This window comes from Citrobacter portucalensis (assembly GCF_002042885.1).
Taxonomy (GTDB): Bacteria; Pseudomonadota; Gammaproteobacteria; order Enterobacterales; family Enterobacteriaceae; genus Citrobacter; species Citrobacter portucalensis.
The window spans coordinates 241,988-257,037 of sequence record NZ_MVFY01000003.1; the positions used below are offsets into that span (position 1 = coordinate 241,988).

At 53.2% G+C, this 15,050-nt stretch carries 16 protein-coding genes; 9 read left to right on the forward strand and 7 right to left on the reverse strand.

What is annotated here, in order from left to right; translation table 11 throughout:
- Positions 1-363: a DUF3302 domain-containing protein gene (locus BZK40_RS06215; RefSeq protein ID WP_003827338.1), complete on the reverse strand. Its 363-nt coding sequence runs from the start codon at positions 361-363 to the stop codon at positions 1-3.
- A gap of 531 nt (positions 364-894) precedes the next feature.
- Here BZK40_RS06215 and mtlA point away from each other — a divergent pair.
- The 3 genes from mtlA (at position 895) to mtlR (ending at position 4,682) form a co-directional block, all read left to right on the forward strand.
- On the forward strand, positions 895-2,808 hold the full coding sequence (gene mtlA, locus BZK40_RS06225; RefSeq protein ID WP_008786455.1) for a PTS mannitol transporter subunit IICBA: 1,914 nt from the start codon (positions 895-897) through the stop codon (positions 2,806-2,808).
- A gap of 138 nt (positions 2,809-2,946) precedes the next feature.
- The gene (gene mtlD / locus BZK40_RS06230; protein ID WP_020996057.1) at positions 2,947-4,095 is read left to right on the forward strand and encodes a mannitol-1-phosphate 5-dehydrogenase; all 1,149 of its coding nucleotides are present in this window, start codon (positions 2,947-2,949) and stop codon (positions 4,093-4,095) included.
- Positions 4,095-4,682 carry a mannitol operon repressor MtlR gene (mtlR, locus tag BZK40_RS06235; protein WP_003024179.1) on the forward strand — a complete coding sequence of 196 codons (588 nt, stop codon included), beginning with the start codon at positions 4,095-4,097 and terminating at the stop codon, positions 4,680-4,682. Before mtlD ends, mtlR begins: the two co-directional genes overlap by 1 nt.
- 12 nt (positions 4,683-4,694) lie before the next feature.
- On the opposite strand, the gene BZK40_RS06240 is transcribed toward mtlR, so the two are convergent.
- The gene (locus BZK40_RS06240) at positions 4,695-4,901 is read right to left on the reverse strand and encodes a hypothetical protein (protein WP_032945348.1); all 207 of its coding nucleotides are present in this window, start codon (positions 4,899-4,901) and stop codon (positions 4,695-4,697) included.
- Between the two features lie 292 nt (positions 4,902-5,193).
- Between BZK40_RS06240 and BZK40_RS06245 the strand changes: the two genes are divergently transcribed.
- From BZK40_RS06245 to trmL, 6 genes are all read left to right on the forward strand, one after another.
- Positions 5,194-5,556, forward strand: a complete 363-nt coding sequence (locus BZK40_RS06245; RefSeq protein WP_003827333.1) for a YibL family ribosome-associated protein — start codon at positions 5,194-5,196, stop codon at positions 5,554-5,556.
- 261 nt (positions 5,557-5,817) lie between these two features.
- A complete protein-coding gene (lldP, locus tag BZK40_RS06250) occupies positions 5,818-7,473 on the forward strand; it encodes an L-lactate permease (protein WP_003827332.1) in 1,656 nt (551 codons plus the stop codon).
- A complete protein-coding gene (gene lldR / locus BZK40_RS06255; protein ID WP_003024170.1) occupies positions 7,470-8,246 on the forward strand; it encodes a transcriptional regulator LldR in 777 nt (258 codons plus the stop codon). The genes lldP and lldR overlap by 4 nt, the downstream gene beginning before the upstream one ends.
- On the forward strand, positions 8,243-9,433 hold the full coding sequence (lldD, locus tag BZK40_RS06260) for an FMN-dependent L-lactate dehydrogenase LldD (protein ID WP_032945351.1): 1,191 nt from the start codon (positions 8,243-8,245) through the stop codon (positions 9,431-9,433). The genes lldR and lldD overlap by 4 nt, the downstream gene beginning before the upstream one ends.
- 197 nt (positions 9,434-9,630) lie before the next feature.
- On the forward strand, positions 9,631-10,971 hold the full coding sequence (locus tag BZK40_RS06265; RefSeq protein WP_032945353.1) for an MFS transporter: 1,341 nt from the start codon (positions 9,631-9,633) through the stop codon (positions 10,969-10,971).
- A gap of 46 nt (positions 10,972-11,017) precedes the next feature.
- Positions 11,018-11,491, forward strand: a complete 474-nt coding sequence (gene trmL, locus BZK40_RS06270; RefSeq protein ID WP_003827329.1) for a tRNA (uridine(34)/cytosine(34)/5-carboxymethylaminomethyluridine(34)-2'-O)-methyltransferase TrmL — start codon at positions 11,018-11,020, stop codon at positions 11,489-11,491.
- A 181-nt stretch (positions 11,492-11,672) separates the two neighbouring features.
- On the opposite strand, the gene cysE is transcribed toward trmL, so the two are convergent.
- The 5 genes from cysE to BZK40_RS06300 all read right to left on the reverse strand — a co-directional run bounded on the left by cysE (position 11,673) and on the right by BZK40_RS06300 (position 14,841).
- Positions 11,673-12,494: a serine O-acetyltransferase gene (cysE, locus tag BZK40_RS06280; protein ID WP_003024160.1), complete on the reverse strand. Its 822-nt coding sequence runs from the start codon at positions 12,492-12,494 to the stop codon at positions 11,673-11,675.
- A gap of 77 nt (positions 12,495-12,571) precedes the next feature.
- The gene (gene gpsA, locus BZK40_RS06285) at positions 12,572-13,591 is read right to left on the reverse strand and encodes an NAD(P)H-dependent glycerol-3-phosphate dehydrogenase (RefSeq protein WP_008786462.1); all 1,020 of its coding nucleotides are present in this window, start codon (positions 13,589-13,591) and stop codon (positions 12,572-12,574) included.
- A complete protein-coding gene (gene secB / locus BZK40_RS06290) occupies positions 13,591-14,058 on the reverse strand; it encodes a protein-export chaperone SecB (protein ID WP_003024155.1) in 468 nt (155 codons plus the stop codon). Before secB ends, gpsA begins: the two co-directional genes overlap by 1 nt.
- A 46-nt stretch (positions 14,059-14,104) precedes the next feature.
- The gene (gene grxC / locus BZK40_RS06295; RefSeq protein ID WP_003024152.1) at positions 14,105-14,356 is read right to left on the reverse strand and encodes a glutaredoxin 3; all 252 of its coding nucleotides are present in this window, start codon (positions 14,354-14,356) and stop codon (positions 14,105-14,107) included.
- 53 nt (positions 14,357-14,409) lie between these two features.
- A complete protein-coding gene (locus tag BZK40_RS06300) occupies positions 14,410-14,841 on the reverse strand; it encodes a rhodanese-like domain-containing protein (RefSeq protein WP_003024148.1) in 432 nt (143 codons plus the stop codon).
- Between the last annotated feature and the right edge of the window lie 209 nt (positions 14,842-15,050).

The following is a 15,050-nucleotide window of genomic DNA, read 5'->3' on the forward strand; positions in this document are numbered from 1 at the left end:
TTAAATCTCCGGAAAGGTGGAGTTATCGGTTTTTTTCTCCCCATCCAGTCTTTTTTCCAACTGGGTGATTCGCGCTGCCAGCGCGGCAATCTCAGGGTCTGACTCCTTTCCGGTCGGTGTGATATGTGACTGCATTCCCCATCCCTTTTCAGGCTGGTAGAGCGTGGCCCAGATCCACAGGAACGGCCAAATAACATGAAGAGTGAACAAGCTCACCCATCCTGCAGTATGGATGGCATCGGCATGGGGATGGTTACGTTTTTTAGCCATGTTATAGGGAATATCGTGAATGGCGATGATTCCATAAAACAGAACCAGAAATACGAAAATCAGCACGCCCAACGCGAAATAATTTAGAAACATACCTGCCTCGAATTCACGCTAATTAGAGTTTTTTTATGCCGGCAGCCGTATGCACCCTGGCTGATGTTTTGAACATAACTGGAGTTAAGGGTTTTTGCCATACCACAAAATAAATATTTTTTCTGGTGAGAAATTGCTTTGTTTTGCAATAAAAAATGTCGGGGGTAGAACCTGCCGCAGATCACATCTGATAAATTTCAGATGAAAATACTTTGCGATTCACATCACAAAAATCCAACAAACAAGGAAAGCAAAAATGTGAATCACTTCACATTTAATCCTCATTTTCAGCGAATTATTGCACTGCGATGTTTTTTTGTACCGGTATTTTGTGATGAAAATCACATTAACTAACGCCATACACCCTATATTTACGTGACGAATGTCACATAAAAGGCCGTCGACTGGACAGTTGAACGATTCAGTGCCAGATTTCGCAGTATCTACAGGGTCCGGCTACCTCCTGCCGCTACATTAACAAACCTCGGGCTTTCAGCCTGCGTGATAGCAAACATAAGAAGGGGTGTTTTTATGTCATCCGATATTAAGATCAAGGTGCAAAGCTTTGGTCGATTCCTCAGCAACATGGTGATGCCAAATATCGGCGCGTTTATCGCGTGGGGTATTATCACCGCATTATTCATTCCGACAGGGTGGTTGCCGAACGAAACGCTGGCGAAGCTGGTCGGCCCGATGATCACCTATCTGCTGCCGCTACTGATCGGTTATACCGGTGGTAAACTGGTTGGCGGCGAGCGTGGCGGCGTAGTTGGTGCAATCACCACCATGGGCGTTATCGTCGGTGCGGACATGCCAATGTTCCTCGGCGCGATGATTGCAGGTCCACTGGGCGGCTGGGCGATCAAACACTTCGACAACTGGGTAGACGGTAAGATCAAATCCGGTTTTGAGATGCTGGTGAATAACTTCTCCGCTGGCATCATCGGTATGATCCTCGCCATTCTGGCATTCCTCGGCATTGGCCCATTGGTTGAAGCACTGTCCAAAATTCTGGCGGCAGGCGTTAACTTCATGGTTGTCCATGACATGCTGCCGCTGGCGTCTATCTTCGTTGAACCGGCGAAAATCCTGTTCCTCAACAACGCCATTAACCACGGTATTTTCTCACCGCTGGGTATTCAGCAGTCCCATGAGATGGGCAAATCCATCTTCTTCCTGATTGAAGCAAACCCGGGTCCGGGTATGGGCGTCCTGCTGGCGTACATGTTCTTCGGTCGCGGCAGCGCTAAGCAATCTGCAGGCGGCGCGGCTATCATCCACTTCCTGGGTGGTATCCACGAAATTTACTTCCCGTACGTGCTGATGAACCCGCGCCTGATCCTGGCCGTTATTCTCGGCGGTATGACTGGCGTATTTACCCTGACTATCCTGAACGGCGGTCTGGTTTCTCCGGCGTCTCCGGGTTCTATCCTGGCCGTGCTGGCAATGACACCGAAGGGAGCTTACTTCGCTAACATCGCTGCTATCTGTGCGGCTATGGCAGTCTCCTTTGTGGTCTCAGCCATTCTGCTGAAAACCAGCAAAGTGAAAGAAGATGATGACATTGATGCCGCAACCCGTCGAATGCACGACATGAAAGCGGAATCCAAAGGCGCATCCCCGCTGGCGGCTGGCGACGTCACCAACGACCTGAGCCATGTGCGTAAAATCATCGTTGCCTGCGATGCCGGTATGGGTTCCAGCGCTATGGGTGCGGGCGTACTGCGTAAGAAAGTACAGGATGCAGGGCTGTCTCAGATTTCCGTCACTAACAGCGCGATTAATAATCTGCCGCCGGATGTGGATCTGGTCATTACCCACCGTGACCTGACCGAACGCGCGATGCGCCAGGTGCCTCAGGCACAGCACATTTCGCTGACCAACTTCCTCGACAGCGGTCTGTACTCCAACCTGACCGAACGTCTGGTCGCTGCGCAGCGCCACAACGTGAACGAGGAGAAAGTTCGCGACCACCTGAAAGACAGCTTTGAAGAGGGTGATACCCACCTGTTCAAACTGGGTGCGGAGAACATCTTCCTTGGCCGTAAAGCGGCTAACAAAGAAGAAGCGATTCGCTTTGCTGGTGAGCAACTGGTGAAAGGTGGTTACGTTGAGCCAGAATACGTCGAGGCGATGCTGGACCGCGAAAAACTGACCCCGACTTACCTGGGTGAGTCCATCGCAGTACCGCACGGTACGGTTGAAGCCAAAGACCGCGTGCTGAAAACCGGTGTGGTGTTCTGCCAGTACCCGGAAGGCGTTCGCTTCGGTGAAGAAGAAGACGATATTGCCCGTCTGGTTATTGGTATCGCAGCGCGTAACAACGAGCACATCCAGGTGATTACCAGCCTGACCAACGCTCTGGATGATGAATCCGTGATCGAACGTCTGGCCCATACCACCAGCGTGGATGAAGTTCTGGAACTGCTGGCAGGTCGTAAGTAAGCGTTATTGCCCGGTGGCGCTCACGCTTACCGGGCCTACAAAATCCTCTCCCTTGTGGAGAGGGTTAGGTTGAGGGGAAATCAATGCAGTCCCTCACCCCAGCCCTCTTGGGTAAAAACATTAATGAAGGTTAATACTATGAAAGCATTACATTTTGGCGCAGGTAATATCGGTCGTGGCTTTATCGGCAAACTGCTGGCGGACGCGGGGATACAGCTGACGTTCGCGGATGTAAATCAGGTCGTTCTCGATGCCCTGAATGCCCGTCATAGCTATCAGGTTCATGTCGTGGGTGAAAATGAGCAGGTTGATACCGTCTCCGGCGTCAACGCTGTAAGCAGCATCGGCGATGATGTTGTTGAACTGATTGCCCACGTAGATTTAGTCACTACCGCCGTCGGTCCGGTTGTACTTGAGCGTATCGCTCCAGCCATCGCCAAAGGACTGGTTAAACGCAAGGCGCAGGGCATCGCTACTCCACTAAATATCATCGCTTGTGAAAACATGGTGCGCGGAACGACCCAGTTGAAAGGCCATGTAATGAACGCGTTAGCAGATGAAGATAAAGCCTGGGTTGAAGAACATGTTGGCTTTGTCGATTCTGCCGTGGACCGCATTGTTCCGCCTTCAGCTTCAGCAACCAACGATCCGCTGGAAGTTACCGTCGAAACCTTCAGTGAGTGGATTGTCGACAAAACACAGTTCAAAGGTGAACTGCCAAATATCCCAGGAATGGAATTAACTGATAACCTGATGGCATTTGTCGAACGTAAACTCTTCACGCTGAACACCGGGCATGCTATAACCGCGTACCTCGGAAAATTGACCGGTCATCAGACCATCCGTGACGCGATTCTCGACGAGAAAATCCGCGCAGTGGTAAAAGGTGCGATGGAAGAGAGCGGCGCGGTACTGATCAAACGCTATGGCTTTGATGCAGCAAAACATGCGGCATACATTCAGAAAATCCTCGGTCGTTTTGAAAACCCGTATCTGAAAGATGACGTTGAGCGCGTGGGTCGTCAGCCGCTGCGTAAGCTGAGCGCAGGCGACCGCCTGATTAAACCACTGCTGGGTACGCTGGAATATGGTTTGCCGCATGCGAATCTGGTTACCGGTATTGCGGCAGCGATGCACTATCGCAGCGAAGAAGATCCGCAGGCACAGGAACTGGCCGCGCTGATTGACGAAAAAGGTCCACAGGCCGCGCTGGCGCAAGTTTCCGGGCTGGATGCCAATAGTGATGTCGTGCTTGAGGCTGTTAACGCGTATAACGCAAAGAAATGATGCAGGACCTGGCGCAGGATATCCTGCGCCTGAATAATAGATTGTCAGATATGCAGGCAATAATGGAACAAACGCAGGCCTTTGAAAATCGTGTGCTTGAGCGTCTGAATGCTGGCAAAACCGTACGCAGCTTCCTCATCACCGCCGTAGAACTGCTCACCGAGGCGGTGAATATCCTTGTGCTTCAGGTATTTCGCAAAGACGACTATGCGGTGAAATACGCCGTAGAACCGCTGCTCGACGGCGATGGTCCGTTGGGCGATCTTTCCGTTCGTCTGAAGTTAATCTACGGCCTGGGCGTACTCAGTCGCCCGGAGTACGAAGATGCAGAGCTGCTGATGGCGCTGCGGGAGGAGCTGAATCACGACGGCAACGAATACGCATTCACCGACGACGAAATTCTTGGACCGTTTGGTGAACTTCACTGCGTGACGGCACTCCCGCCGCCACCCCAGTTTGATACCTCAGACTCTGGTTTGCATGCCATGCAGATCCAGCGTTACCAGCAGATGGTACGATCCACCATGGTCCTTTCCCTGACCGAGCTGATTTCTAAAATCAGCTTAAAAAAAGCCTTTCAAAAATAAGACGATGCTTGCTTATTTCTCTTCCTGCTGCGGTCGATACAGCTGCCGATAGTACGCCAGACGTTGCAGATACAGCTGCGCGTTTTCCTGCGGTATTTCTGAAGGGACAACGTTGCGCGGCGGTGTTTTATTCAAATATTCGCGAAAAGCCTGGCTTGAAGCCATAAAATCGACAGTTTTATCAATCAGGATTGAAACGTTCTCACCTATTTTCGCCATAATCTTCCCTCCTCCATGTATTAACCGCGCTCAGCCTGTGCGGTTGATCATTTAAGTTTAGGATCAGTTGGGTGTTTATATTGAGGAAAACGTGCTTCACCACGAACACGCCAATAAAAAGCACCATGGTCGATCTTATCGCTTAAAATTCCTTGTTAATCAATGTAGTAACATTATCATTAGCTAATTAATACTTACGGTATTTGATTATTTATCTTCGAGCAGTTGTGAATAATCCCGCTCTGCGCGCATACTATAGGGCATTCATCCTATTTTTATCAGAAGCTATCCTATGAAAGAAGTCGAAAAAAACGAAATTAAACGCCTGAGCGATCGTCTGGACGCTATTCGCCACCAGCAGGCAGACCTGTCCCTGGTTGAAGCCGCCGACAAATACGCGGAGCTGGAAAAAGAGAAAGAAACTCTGGAAGCCGAGATCGCACGCCTGCGTGAAGTTCACAGCCAGAAGCTGAGCAAAGAAGCGCAAAAGCTGACAAAACTTCCGTTCCGTCGGGCCATCACCAAAAAAGAGCAGGCTGACATGGGCAAACTGAAGAAAAGCGTGCGCGGCCTGATCGTCGTCCACCCGATGACCGAGCTTGGCCGTGAAATGGGCCTGAAAGAGATGACGGGCTTCGCGAAGAGCGAGTTCTAATCTCCCACCGGGCAACATCCGCTTGCCCGGTCCTTCATTCCCCCCTCAATTGGCCCTACCAATTTTAGCCAGATCCTACCAGCACCTCACATTTCATTAAAATGCGCGTACAATACCGTTGCCAATAAATAACATTTGATTAACCATTCATTGTCATTACCCCTACACAACAATATTGGCAGGGCCACTTTTACACATAATGTGACGAAGATTTGAGCAAAGACTCATTCCATTATGTCAGCGGCCCCCAGGAGACCTGCAATGAATCTCTGGCAACAGAACTACGACCCGGCCGGTAACATCTGGCTTTCCAGTCTGATCGCATCGCTCCCTATCCTGTTCTTTTTCTTCGCCCTGATTAAGCTCAAGCTGAAAGGCTATGTTGCGGCGTCATGGACGGTGGTGATCGCTTTATCGGTCGCCTTGCTGTTTTACAAAATGCCGGTCGATCACGCGCTGGCATCCGTAGTGTACGGTTTCTTCTACGGTCTGTGGCCAATTGCCTGGATCATTATCGCCGCGGTATTCGTCTATAAAATCTCGGTGAAGACCGGGCAGTTCGACATTATCCGGTCATCGATACTCTCGATTACCCCAGACCAGCGTCTGCAAATGCTGATTGTTGGTTTCTCCTTTGGGGCATTCCTCGAGGGAGCGGCAGGCTTTGGCGCTCCGGTAGCGATTACCGCCGCGCTGCTGGTTGGTCTTGGCTTTAACCCGCTGTATGCGGCAGGTTTGTGCCTGATCGTAAATACCGCGCCGGTCGCTTTTGGCGCAATGGGCATTCCGATTCTGGTCGCCGGTCAGGTTACCGGACTGGACAGCTTCGAGATTGGCCAGATGGTAGGTCGTCAGCTGCCGTTCCTGACCATTATCGTGCTGTTCTGGATTATGGCGATTATGGATGGCTGGCGTGGTGTCAAAGAAACCTGGCCTGCGGTGATGGTCGCTGGCGGCTCGTTTGCTATCGCACAGTACCTCAGCTCTAACTTTATCGGGCCGGAACTGCCGGACATCATCTCTTCTCTGGTCTCACTGGTGTGTCTGACGCTGTTCCTGAAACGCTGGCAGCCGGTACGTATCTTCCGTTTTGGCGATATGGGTGCTTCGCAGGTCGATATGGATCTGTCGCGCACCCGCTACACCGCTGGGCAGGTGGTACGCGCCTGGTCACCGTTCCTGTTCCTGACAGCTACCGTCACGCTGTGGAGCATACCGCCGTTTAAAGCGCTGTTTGCGCCAGGCGGCGCGATGTACCACTGGGTGGTCAATATTCCGGTTCCGTTCCTCGACAAGCTGGTTGCCCGTATGCCGCCGGTCGTACACGAAGCCACGGCCTACGCGGCGGTGTACAAATTTGACTGGTTCTCCGCGACCGGTACCGCAATACTGTTTGCCGCCCTGCTGTCTATCGTCTGGCTGAAGATGAAGCCATCTGCTGCGCTGCAGACCTTTGGTAGCACGCTGAAAGATCTGGCGCTGCCTATCTACTCCATCGGGATGGTGCTGGCGTTCGCGTTTATCTCTAACTACTCCGGGCTTTCATCCACCCTGGCACTGGCCCTGGCACATACCGGCAGCGCATTTACCTTCTTCTCGCCGTTCCTTGGCTGGCTGGGGGTATTCCTAACCGGGTCCGACACCTCATCAAACGCATTGTTCGCCGCCCTGCAGGCCACGGCCGCTCAGCAAATCGGCGTTTCTGATGTGCTGATGGTGGCCGCAAATACCACCGGCGGCGTGACCGGCAAAATGATCTCTCCACAATCTATCGCTATCGCCTGTGCGGCAGTGGGATTAGTGGGGAAAGAGTCTGATCTGTTCCGCTTTACCGTGAAGCACAGCCTGATTTTCACCTGCATGGTGGGTGTGATTACCACGCTGCAGGCCTATGTCTTAACCTGGATGATTCCATGATAGTGATGCCCAGACGCCTGTCAGACGAAGTCGCATCTCGTGTGCGGGCGCTGATTGAAGAACAACAGCTGGAGGCGGGCATGAAGTTGCCCGCTGAGCGCCAGCTGGCCGTACAGCTCGGCGTATCGCGCAACTCGCTGCGCGAGGCGCTGGCGAAACTGGTGAGCGAAGGCGTGTTGATTAGCCGTCGTGGCGGCGGGACGTTTATCCGCTGGCAGCATGAGGCATGGTCTGAACAAAACATCGTTCAGCCGCTGAAAACTCTACTGGCAGACGACCCTGATTACAGTTTCGATATTCTGGAAGCCCGCCACGCCATCGAAGCCAGCACCGCCTGGCATGCAGCTATGCGTGCCACTGCTGCCGACAAAGAGAAGATCAGACTCTGTTTCGAGGCCACACAAAGCGAAGATCCAGATCTCGCCTCGCAGGCAGACGTTCGCTTTCATCTCGCCATTGCGGAGGCCTCGCACAACGTGGTGCTGTTACAGACCATGCGCGGTTTCTTCGACGTATTGCAGTCTTCGGTGAAACAGAGCCGCCAGCGAATGTACCTTGTGCCGCCCGTATTTTCGCAACTGACGGCGCAGCATCAGGCCGTCCTGGATGCGATTGTTGCCGGAGATGCCGACGGAGCGCGTAAAGCAATGATGGCGCACCTCAGTTTTGTCCACACCACGATTAAACGATTTGATGAAGATCAGGCCCGCCAGGCGCGTATCACCCGCCTGCCCGGTGACCCTGGTGAGAATAGCAGGGAGAACAACACATGATTATTTCAGCAGCCAGCGACTATCGCGCCGCAGCCCAGCGCATCCTACCCCCCTTCTTGTTCCACTATATAGACGGTGGGGCGTATGCAGAGCACACTCTGCGCCGTAACGTGGCAGACCTGTCTGAAGTGGCACTTCGCCAGCGCGTGCTGAAGAATATGTCCGACCTGAGCCTGGAGACAAAGCTGTTCAACGAAACGCTCTCCATGCCGGTGGCCCTTGCACCTGTCGGTCTGTGCGGCATGTACGCGCGCCGGGGCGAAGTTCAGGCCGCCGCCGCCGCTGATGCCAAAGGCATTCCGTTTACGCTTTCCACGGTATCCGTATGTCCGATTGAAGAAGTCGCTCCAACCATCAAACGTCCAATGTGGTTTCAGCTATATGTTCTGCGCGATCGCGGCTTTATGCGCAACGCGCTGGAGCGCGCCAAAGCGGCAGGTTGCTCCACGCTGGTCTTTACCGTCGATATGCCAACCCCTGGTGCACGCTACCGTGACGCCCATTCCGGGATGAGCGGCCCAAATGCCGCACTACGCCGCTACTGGCAGGCAGTCACCCATCCACAGTGGGCATGGGACGTTGGCCTGAACGGTCGCCCACATGATTTAGGCAATATCTCGACTTATCTTGGTAAACCTACCGGTCTTGAGGATTACATCGGCTGGCTGGCGAATAATTTCGATCCGTCGATTTCCTGGAAAGACCTCGAGTGGATCCGTGAATTTTGGGATGGTCCGATGGTGATCAAAGGGATCCTCGATCCCGAAGATGCCCGAGACGCCGTACGCTTTGGTGCGGACGGCATCGTTGTCTCTAACCACGGTGGCCGCCAGTTAGACGGCGTGCTGTCTTCTGCTCGCGCGCTGCCCGCCATTGCCGATGCAGTAAAAGGCGATATCACCATTCTGGCAGACAGTGGGATCCGCAACGGTCTGGACGTCGTACGTATGATTGCGCTGGGCGCGGATAGTGTTCTGCTGGGACGTGCTTATCTGTACGCGCTGGCAACCCACGGTCAGGCCGGGGTGGCGAATCTGCTGAATCTGATCGAGAAAGAGATGAAAGTGGCAATGACCCTGACCGGTGCGAAGTCGATTAGCGAAATCAGCCGTGATTCGCTGGTACAGGAACTGGGTCAGAACCTGCCTGCTGCATTAGCGCCTCTGGCCCAGGGTAGCGCTGCGTAACACTCTCCCCCGTAAAATCGCGTTTTCTGCATGGTCGGCCTGTTCTCAGTCCGGCCATTTTTTATGCAAAAATAACGACCAGTTAACATTTACAACCAATATATTTGACAACTTTTTATCCACCTGCCAAATGTATATACAAGCTAATACAAGAGCGATTTATACAGATAACAACCATCATAACGGGCGAGGGTGACATGGCTTATTCCGGTAAAGTGAATATCCAGCAGGCGATAGATGACAGTCCTTTTTCGCGCTTCCATTGGGTCATTATTGTCCTGGGATTTCTGGTTTTAGCCATTGACGGCTTCGATACCGCGGCGATGGGTTATATTGCTCCCACGCTCTCAGCCGACTGGGGCATCAAGAAGCAAGATCTCGGACCGGTGTTAAGCGCCGCGCTATTAGGCCTGTCATTTGGCGCCCTGCTCGCCGGACCCATTTCCGATCGTATGGGCCGTAAGCGTGTCCTGGTATTTTCCTGTCTGTTCTTTGGCCTCGCCAGTCTGGGAACCGCCTATGCCCAGACCCTGAATATGCTCACATTTTGGCGTTTTCTCACTGGACTTGGACTTGGCGCGGCAATGCCCAACGCCATCACCCTGGTGTCAGAATTCGCCCCGAAACGTTGTCGTTCAATGGCGATTAACACCATGTACTGCGGCTTTCCGTTAGGCGCTGCGGGCGGCGGCGTAATCTCCTCCTGGCTTATTCCCAATTACGGCTGGCACAGTGTTCTGCTTGCCGGTGCGATCGCCCCGCTGGCCCTCACCGTACTGTTGGTGCTGTTCCTGCCGGAGTCGGTGAAGTATCTGGTTCACCGCGGTAAAGGGGTGGCACAGGTTAAACGCATTGCTCAACGTTTTATGTCGGGAAATCTGGAACAGGTTACTCAGTTTTATCTGGATGAAGACCGCGTCACGATCAAAAAAGGCAGCGTGGCGCAGCTATTCAGTATGCCCTGGCTGCCGGGCACGCTGATGCTCTGGACGACCTACTTTATGGGGCTGGTTATCTATTACGTGCTGCTGAGCTGGATGCCAACGCTGATGCTGGGCATGGGCTATCCGCTGGCTGAATCCGCCTGGCTGACGTCACTGTTTACCTTCGGCGGTACCGCAGGGATCCTGCTGGCCGGTTGGTTAATGGACCGTTGGGAAGCGCATAAAGTGGTATCACTCGGCTTTATGCTGACGATGCTGTTTGCCCTCGCTCTCGGGTTTGAACACAACCATATCATCCTGTTCGGCGCACTGATCTTCCTGATGGGGATTACCATGAACGGCGCGCAGTCCGGGCTACAGACGCTGGCTGCAACGTTTTATCCAACCCACTGCCGCGCAACGGGCATTGCCTGGATGCAGGGCGTGGGCCGCTTCGGCGGCGTAGCCGGAACGATGATGAGCGCCCAGTTGCTTTCCCTGCAATGGCAGGCAGACAGTATCTTAATGTTCCTCAGCCTTCCGGCTTTGGTCGCCGCTGCCGCGACGATTTACAAGCTGCAACGCTATAAACCGCACGCGCTGACCGTCGCATAGTACCGGCTCTTTCTGCTATTCTGCCCCCCGTTATTAAGGGGGCAGTATGCTAAACATCGTTTTATTCGAACCAGAAATCCCGCCAAATACCGGCAATATTATCCGTCTTTGCGCCAACACCGGCTTTCGTCTGCATATTATTGAGCCAATGGGCTTTACCTGGGACGACAAGCGCCTGCGTCGCGCGGGGCTGGATTACCATGAATTTACCGCTGTGCTACGCCACCCTGATTACGCCGCCTTCGTCGCCGCAGAAAATCCGCAACGTCTGTTTGCCCTGACCACCAAAGGTACTCCAGCGCATAGCGCGGTAAGCTATCAGGATGGGGATTATCTGATGTTTGGCCCGGAAACTCGCGGTCTGCCAGCCAGCATCCTCGACGCGCTGCCTGCCGAACAAAAAATTCGTATTCCGATGATGCCGGACAGTCGCAGCATGAACCTGTCGAATGCGGTGTCGGTGGTGGTGTATGAGGCCTGGCGCCAGTTAGGTTATCCCGGCGCGGTATTGCGTAGTTGATTTTTGTCGGATGGCGGCTGACGCCTTATCCGACCTACGAAAGAATTTACCGTTATTTTTCGAGCGTTATCGGCGCAGTCAGGTTGGACACGGACTGCGCTTGCCGACCTGCGCGTACACGTAGTACGTGAGGATGGCGAGCACAGCCCGGGTTCAAGATGACAAGTAAGATAGCTCGAAATCAGATTCCATCGCCGTATTCGAAAGTATGATGAATCCCGTTGAAATGCTGATCCATATCCATAGACGGCTTATCGCTGTCTGGCTTACCGACGATGCGCGCCGGTACGCCTGCGGCGGTGGTATGCGGCGGTACGGGCTGTAGCACGACCGAACCTGCGCCAATCTTCGCGCCGCGTCCGACTTCAATGTTGCCGAGAATTTTTGCTCCCGCGCCGATCATCACGCCTTCACGAATTTTCGGGTGGCGGTCACCGCCGGCTTTACCGGTCCCGCCCAGCGTGACGGATTGCAGAATAGAGACGTCGTTTTCAATCACCGCGGTTTCACCAACCACAATGCCGGTGGCGTGATCGAGCATAATCCCACGGCCAATTTTTGCCGCCGGATGAATATCTACCTGGAAGGTAACGGACACCTGATTTTGCAGGAAGATCGCCAGTGCCTGACGCCCCTGATGCCACAGCCAGTGACCGATACGGTAGGCCTGAAGCGCATGAAAGCCCTTCAGATACAGCAGTGGAGTGGAATATTTATCGACAGCCGGGTCACGCGTGCGTACTGCCTGAATATCGCAGGCCGCTGAGGCAATCATTTCAGGATCGGCCGCGTAGGCCTCTTCTACGACTTCGCGAATCGCAATGGCGGGCATGATTGGAGAAGCGAGTTTATTCGCCAGCATATAGCTTAGCGCACTGCCGAGATTTTCATGCTTGAGCAGTGTTGCGTGGTAAAAACTGGCCAGCATTGGCTCACATTCCGCCAGTGCCCGGGCTTCCGCTTTAATGTTTTTCCAGACGATATCCAGTTCTTCACACGGCATTGCGTACTCCAGAAGGTAGCAAAACGACCGATCCGTTCTTCGCGGATCGGGTCGTTATATTCAACAGTTCCTTACAGCTAGTGGCGACTCAGCTCGTCCTTGCGTGCACGGCCTAATAACGTCAATGCTGCCTCGCGCGCGTTTTTTCCGCAATACAATACTTGATAAATTTCCTCGGTTATTGGCATCTCAACACCAAAACGGTGCGCCAATTCACGAACTTCTTTCGTATTGCGATAGCCTTCAACCACTTGGCCAATCTTGTCCTGCGCACCCTGCACGTCCATCCCCTGGCCGAGCATCATGCCAAAACGACGGTTGCGCGACTGGTTGTCGGTACAGGTCAGCACCAGATCGCCTAAACCCGCCATCCCCATAAAGGTGGCAGGATCGGCCCCCAGCGCCGCACCAAGACGAGACATTTCGGTCAGCCCACGGGTGATCAATGCGGTTCGTGCATTCGCGCCAAAACCGATGCCGTCAGACATCCCCGCACCAATGGCAATGACGTTTTTCACCGCGCCGCCAAGCTGCACGCCAATGAAATCCGGGTTGCTATAAACGCGGAAGCTTTTGCCGCAGTGCAGCAACTGCTGGAGATCGTCAGCAAAAGTGTCGTCCGTCGAGGCCAGAGAAATCGCCGTCGGCATGCCCGCAGCCAGCTCTTTGGCGAACGTCGGGCCGGAAATAACCGCCAGTGGAATTGAGTCCCCCAGCGCTTCACGCGCGACGTCCTGCAGCAGACGTCCTGTTTCCGCTTCCAGACCTTTTGTCGCCCAGACCAGTCGTGCGTCAGGACGCATCAATGGTTTGATGTTACGCAGCACTTCGCCAAAGACGTGGCTCGGCACCACCACCAGAATATTACGACTGGCGGCCAGTGCAGTGGCTAAATCACTTTCCAGGCGCAGCGTGTCGGGAAAAGGCACATCAGGAAGGAACGCGACGTTGCAGCGATCGTGCTCGAGAGTCGCGATATGTTTAGGATCATGGCCCCACAGGACAACCTGATGGCCATTTCTTGCCAGGGTGATGGCAAGAGCGGTGCCGTACGAGCCGGCACCAATCACAGTCATTGAAGCATTACTTTGGTTCATCAGGCATCCTGATGTTCTTCAGTACCTTCGCCAGCCTGCTGCTGTAAATAGTTCATGAACAGCGCATCAAAGTTGACCGGCGCAAGGTTCAGTTGCGGGAACGTACCGCGTGAAACCAGGCTGGTGATGCATTCGCGGGCATACGGGAACAGAATGTTCGGGCAGTATGCGCCCAGGCAATGCGCCATCTGAGTCCCTTCGATACCACTGATGGAGAAAATACCGCCCTGCTGAACTTCGCACAGGAACGCAGTTTCTTCACCCAGGGAAGCCGTTACGGTGACACGCAGCACTACTTCATACACGTCATCTGCCAGTTGGGTAGATGCGGTATCAAGATCCAGTTTAACCTCTGGCTGCCAATCTTTCTGGAAAACATGCGGTGCATTTGGCGCTTCGAAAGACACATCCTTGGTATAAATACGTTGGATCTGGAAAGCCATTTCAGTGTTATTTTGTTCTGACATGTTGAGAAAACCCTTTAGTGTTGTCCTTTAAATACTTCGGTACGCCTTAACGCAGCAGCGGATCCAGTCCACCACGCGCATCCAACGCATACAAGTCGTCACAACCACCAATGTGCTGTGCATCAATAAAAATCTGCGGAACCGTAGTACGGCCACTGCGCTTGATCATTTCTTCACGCTTCACGGCATCGCCGTCAATCGGAAGCTCCTGGAAACTCACACCCTTGCTGTTCAGGAGCGCCTTTGCGCGATGGCAAAACGGGCAGGTTGCTTTGGTATAGATCTCAATATTGGCCATGACTTATTCTCCAGTGTTCTTTTTACCCTGCGGCATGAAAGAAGACGGGTAAATTATTTGCCGCGAACCAGTGGCAGATTCTCACCACTCCAGCCCGCTACGCCATCTTTCAGTACAGACACCTGCTCAAAACCGGCTTTGATCAGCGCAGTTGCTGAATCCTGGCACTGCATGCCTGAACCATCAACCACAATCACAGGTTTGTTTTTGTGTTTTTCCAGTTCGCCAAAATTATTGGCTTTGATTTCGCTCGGCAGCAGGTTAGTGGAGCCTGCGATATGGCCTTTGCGGAAGTCGTCGCGCTGACGTAAATCCACGACAACGGCGTCTTCTTTATTGATGAGACGTGTGGCTTCTCCGCGCGTAATCACCTTCACTTTGGAAGTCAGGCTCTTAAACGTGGTAAATAATACAGCCGCCAGTAACGCAATCCAGGCGATACTCAATACAGGGTGGCGACTAACAAATTGCATAATTTCTTGCATGGGGGGTAACAACTCCCGACTCAGTGATTAAAAAAACCAGGAAAGGAGTATACCTGCGCGTTGGCGCAAATACAGCCAGAGCGTGCATTGGATTGCATTTTTGCGGGGCGCTACGGAAAAAAAAACCTAAAACCACGCCCTCTGCGGCGCGCTCTGGTCGATTATTTGATCTTCCGGGGCTACTTTATCGATTCAGCTGTAGTAAAATT

Coding starts and splice junctions, on each gene's coding strand:
- BZK40_RS06215 (WP_003827338.1), bottom strand. CDS start 363: ATGTTTCTAAATTATTTCGCGTTGGGCGTGCTGATTTTCGTATTTCTG.
- BZK40_RS06300 (WP_003024148.1), bottom strand. CDS start 14,841: ATGCAAGAAATTATGCAATTTGTTAGTCGCCACCCTGTATTGAGTATC.
- mtlA (WP_008786455.1), top strand. CDS start 895: ATGTCATCCGATATTAAGATCAAGGTGCAAAGCTTTGGTCGATTCCTC.
- mtlR (WP_003024179.1), top strand. CDS start 4,095: ATGCAGGACCTGGCGCAGGATATCCTGCGCCTGAATAATAGATTGTCA.
- secB (WP_003024155.1), bottom strand. CDS start 14,058: ATGTCAGAACAAAATAACACTGAAATGGCTTTCCAGATCCAACGTATT.
- lldR (WP_003024170.1), top strand. CDS start 7,470: ATGATAGTGATGCCCAGACGCCTGTCAGACGAAGTCGCATCTCGTGTG.
- BZK40_RS06265 (WP_032945353.1), top strand. CDS start 9,631: ATGGCTTATTCCGGTAAAGTGAATATCCAGCAGGCGATAGATGACAGT.
- cysE (WP_003024160.1), bottom strand. CDS start 12,494: ATGCCGTGTGAAGAACTGGATATCGTCTGGAAAAACATTAAAGCGGAA.
- grxC (WP_003024152.1), bottom strand. CDS start 14,356: ATGGCCAATATTGAGATCTATACCAAAGCAACCTGCCCGTTTTGCCAT.
- BZK40_RS06240 (WP_032945348.1), bottom strand. CDS start 4,901: ATGGCGAAAATAGGTGAGAACGTTTCAATCCTGATTGATAAAACTGTC.
- mtlD (WP_020996057.1), top strand. CDS start 2,947: ATGAAAGCATTACATTTTGGCGCAGGTAATATCGGTCGTGGCTTTATC.
- BZK40_RS06245 (WP_003827333.1), top strand. CDS start 5,194: ATGAAAGAAGTCGAAAAAAACGAAATTAAACGCCTGAGCGATCGTCTG.
- lldP (WP_003827332.1), top strand. CDS start 5,818: ATGAATCTCTGGCAACAGAACTACGACCCGGCCGGTAACATCTGGCTT.
- trmL (WP_003827329.1), top strand. CDS start 11,018: ATGCTAAACATCGTTTTATTCGAACCAGAAATCCCGCCAAATACCGGC.
- gpsA (WP_008786462.1), bottom strand. CDS start 13,591: ATGAACCAAAGTAATGCTTCAATGACTGTGATTGGTGCCGGCTCGTAC.
- lldD (WP_032945351.1), top strand. CDS start 8,243: ATGATTATTTCAGCAGCCAGCGACTATCGCGCCGCAGCCCAGCGCATC.